Here is a 4,334-nt window from a genome sequence, read left to right on the forward strand (position 1 = left end):
TATTTTCGTATTGAACATCAATTCCTAAAACCTGTTCGAGATATTTCATTTTAATACTCCCAATTTATAACTCTGTTTTTGTATCGTAACTCATTTTAAGTTAATATACATATTTAAAGTTATATTTATTTTTCAACTCAATAAAAATAACTATTTTGGTAACTACTCAAAATGTAACAATAATATCATTTGAAAAGTGATTAATTGATAGTGGTCTGCTTAGAAAACTATGTTAAGGAATGAAATTATTTCTTTAGTAATTTGTACACTTTATTTCTTTATAGTCTTCTAGATGTCATACTTTTGGGGAATTGTTGCTTTTTTATTAGAGTTATAGCTAAGGAAGTTTGTTTTAGTCTTGAACAAATTGAAATTAATTTTCATTGATAATTGAAAAAAATTTTCATTGACAGCTGATAAAAGTGGATTTAATGTTTTATTATGAATGGAATCCTATTAGGCATTTTAAATAACAAAGCAAGCTTCTCCTCAAAAGAGTTAGAAGTTGCAAATGCTATCTTAAAAGATCCTGGTAAATTATTAACTTGTACTATTATTGAGTATGCTGAGTTTATTAATACTTCTCCTGCTACTATTACAAGATTTTGTAAAAGGATGAATTTATCTGGATTTCAAGAATTAAAGTTATTAATTGCAAAAGCAATAAACAATGATGATTTAATTATTGGTTCCATTGATCGTGATATTAATTTGACTTCTATAGAGACAACTTCAGGAATCATTGCCTCTGTAATGACTAATGCTATTTCCTCATTAGATCGACTTAATAGACTCCTTGATGTTGATACTCTTGAGAGTGTTGCTTCCGCCATTGCAAATAGTAGACACATATTAATATGTGGTGTTGGTGCTAGTGGTGTAGTTGCTAAAGACTTTCATCAGAAGCTAGTTAGAATTGGTATCCTTTCACATTGTGATGATGACTTTGACTTAGCTAAGGTTCAAGTAACATCATTTAATTCCCGTGATTTAGTTATCGCCTTTTCATATTCAGGTATGAAAGCCGAAATAAAGAGTATTGTTTCTATTGCAAAAGAAAAGGGTGCGACTGTTGTAGCTGTTACTAGAGCAGGAAGCAACCCAATTGCAAATAGTGCAGATTTTCACATCTCTGTGGCTCCTTCAGAAGCTATCGTTAGAGAAGGTGCAACCGTATCTAGACTCCAGATGTTAATAGTAGTTGATATTATCTATCAAATGTTAATTAAAAATAGCACTGGAAGTACTTTGGAAACACTTAAAGAAACTTGGCAGAGTGTTGCATCCGGAGGCAAAAATGAATAATAGAGTTTTTCTAAAAAATGAAAAAGAAATTCCATATTTAGATTTATTTCTTCATGAGAGAATTAAGTCAAATACTATTGTTTTAGTAATTCCTGGTGGTGGATATTTCTTTTGTAATCCTAGAGAGGGTGAAGACATTGCCTATGCTTTTCTTGCAAAAGGCTTTGATGCTGCTGTTTTGCAATATAGCACGAATAAAGGAGACCTCTATCCTAAGCAACTTATCGAAACTGCTAGTGCAATAGATTATCTAAAAAACATACTTGGATATGAAAAGGTATATTTATGTGGTTTTAGTGCAGGAGGCCATTTAGTAGCCTGTGTTTCGACTCTTTACGATAAGGAAGATGCTATAAAGAAATATAATTGTAGACCTGATGGCTGTATTCTTTCTTATCCTGTATTAATTACAAGAAGATTTGAAAACAAAATAACTTTAGATAATTTATGTGGAAGTGATTCTACGCTTCGTTCTTGGGTAAGCCTTGAGGATAGGGTGGATTCTAATACTCCAAGCTTCTTTATTTGGCATACATTTGAGGATGAGAAGGTGCCTGTAGAAAACTCACTTATTTTTGCATCAGCGCTAAGAGAAAACAATGTTCCTTTTGAACTTCATATTTATGAAAAAGGTCCTCATGCTCTTTCTCTTGCAACAGAAATAACTGCTCAAAGTTCTTGTGAGATAAATAACCATGTGTCGACTTGGTTTAGTCTCGCTTGTGATTGGATTAAAAACTGTCATTGACAGAAAAAGGAGATACAGAATGAAAAAACTATTGGTTCTGGCTTTATTAGTCGCATTGATGGTTCCTGTATTTGCAGGCGGAGCAAGTGAATCCGCATCTGCTTCAACAGCAGACAAAACTAAAGTTACATTCGCAGTAGCTGGAAACCCATATCGTTTCTTCCATTTAACTAGTGCAGGTTGTGGTGGTGATGATAATATCGTACTTGCAAATGTGTATGATAACTTACTTTGTCTCGAAAACGATGGCTCTCTATCTTATTCATTAGCTGAAAGCTATGACCTTAATGAAGCTGGTACAATTTACACCTTCCACCTTAGAAAGGGTGTTAAATTTACTAATGGAAGAGATATGACAGCTGAAGATGTTAAGTTCTCACTTGACAAAGGTTCAAAGGGACCTCTTGGTGGACCTCTTTTGATTAACTACAAAGAGTGTCGTATCGTAGATCCTTATACTGTTGAAGTTGAACTTTCAGCTCCATACGCAGCATTCCCTTACTGTGTTGCATCAAGAGTTGGTGGAGTTGTTTGTAAGAGCTATTGGGAAGAAGTAGGCGATGATGGATATCAAAATGCTCCAGTTGGTACTGGCCCATATAAGCTCACAGCTTATGCAGCTAATGACTATATCACATTAGAAGCTAATGAAGATCACTGGAGAGGTGCTCCAGCTATTAAGACTGTTCAAATTGAACTCGTAGCTGACCCTAACACAATGATTCTTGGTCTTCAGAATGGAGACTATGATGTAATGGGTAACCCATCTATTGAAATGGTTTCAAGATTTGAAAAGGATCCTAACATCAACACAAGTGTTGCTTCTTCAACTGGTAGAATTACACTTTATCTTAACGCAAGAAGTGGTATCACAGCAGATATTAACTTTAGAAAGGCAGTTCAAGCTGCAATTGATAAGGAAGAAGTAAATATTGCAGTTAACAATGGTTCTGCAACATTAATTGATGTAGACCTTTGTCCTATGTATACAGGTCACCCAACATCTGGCTTACACATTGTTAAGAAAGATGTTGCTAAAGCAAAGGAATATCTTGCTGCTTCAAATTACAAGAATGAAGAATTTGGTATCTTAGTACAGGCTGGTACAAACTATGAAACTGCAGCTAAGGTTATCCAGGCTCAGCTTATGGCTATTGGTATCAATTGTAAGGTTGATGCTGTAGATAATACAACATTAAGAAGCCGTGATGGTTCACGTGACTTTGATGGATATCTTTGTGATAATCTCTCATCTATCCCAGATGCAGACGCTATTGCAGGATTCTTCAAGCCAACAAGATTTGCAGAAAGTGTAAGTTACCCAAGAGCTCCTGAAATCTATCAGCTTTCACAAAAGGGTTGTTCAGCTCAGGGTGCTGCACGTCTCCCATATTACACAGAGATTTGTAATATCATTACAGATGAAGCTTACATGGTTCCTCTTTATAACGGTATTACAACTATAGCTTATAACGCTAACTTAAATGGCGTAGGTGCTCACTGTCTTAACTACTACCTTTTCAGATACTGGAATTGGAAGTAATTTGAATTAATCTTGTGGGGGAGTTTTCCCCCACAAATCTAACTTAACTTATTATAAGGAAATAAACATTGAACTGGCTTAAATACGCATTGAAAAGGTTATTGTTGCTGATACCTGTAATCATAGCCGTTACCTTTGTTCTTTTTGTAATTTTATCATTTGCTCCTGGAGATGTTGTAAAGTCAATTCTAGGAGATGAAGCAACTGCTGAGCAGATTGCTGAACTTAAACACGAACTCAATCTAGATCAGCCTTTGCTGATAAGATATGTAAGATATATGTTTGATGCCTGCCGTCTTGATTTTGGTAATTCGTGGACAAGTGGTTATGAAATTCTTCCAGAGTTTGCTAGAAGACTTCCATATACATTACTTGTTACTACGCTTTCTGTTCTTTTTGCAGTAGGTGTTGGTATTCCTTTAGGAATTGCTTCTGCTGTTAAGGAACATAGTTTACTAGACTACGGTAGTACATTTTTAGTAATGCTTCTGGCATCTATGCCAGCCTTTTGGCTTGGAACACTTTGTCAAATTCTATTTTGTTTGACATTAAGGTGGCTACCAGTTTCTGGTATTGGATCTTGGAAACATTTTATTCTCCCGTCAATTATTTTGGGAGCGTCTACACTCGCCACAATGATTAGAATGAGCCGCACTAGTATGCTCGATGTAATTAAGATGGATTACATTAGAACGGCTAGAGCAAAGGGTGCTGATGAGGATAAGGTACTTTTCCACC

General features: G+C 35.2%; 4 protein-coding genes. All 4 read left to right on the forward strand.

Annotated elements, in window-relative coordinates:
• Window positions 1–441: 441 nt before the first annotated feature.
• The gene (locus tag SOY52_RS09470) at window positions 442–1,305 is read left to right on the forward strand and encodes a MurR/RpiR family transcriptional regulator (RefSeq protein WP_320848711.1); all 864 of its coding nucleotides are present in this window, start codon (window positions 442–444) and stop codon (window positions 1,303–1,305) included.
• Window positions 1,298–2,053: an alpha/beta hydrolase gene (locus SOY52_RS09475; RefSeq protein ID WP_320848712.1), complete on the forward strand. Its 756-nt coding sequence runs from the start codon at window positions 1,298–1,300 to the stop codon at window positions 2,051–2,053. Before SOY52_RS09470 ends, SOY52_RS09475 begins: the two co-directional genes overlap by 8 nt.
• Window positions 2,054–2,072: 19 nt before the next feature.
• Complete coding sequence (locus tag SOY52_RS09480) at window positions 2,073–3,596, forward strand: ABC transporter substrate-binding protein (RefSeq protein WP_320848713.1); 1,524 nt, start codon at window positions 2,073–2,075, stop codon at window positions 3,594–3,596.
• Window positions 3,597–3,664: 68 nt separating this feature from the next.
• The coding region (locus SOY52_RS09485; RefSeq protein WP_320848714.1) for an ABC transporter permease at window positions 3,665–4,334 on the forward strand (670 nt) is incomplete at its 3' end.

Source organism: Bullifex sp. (assembly GCF_034103065.1).
Lineage (GTDB): Bacteria > Spirochaetota > Spirochaetia > Sphaerochaetales > Sphaerochaetaceae > Bullifex.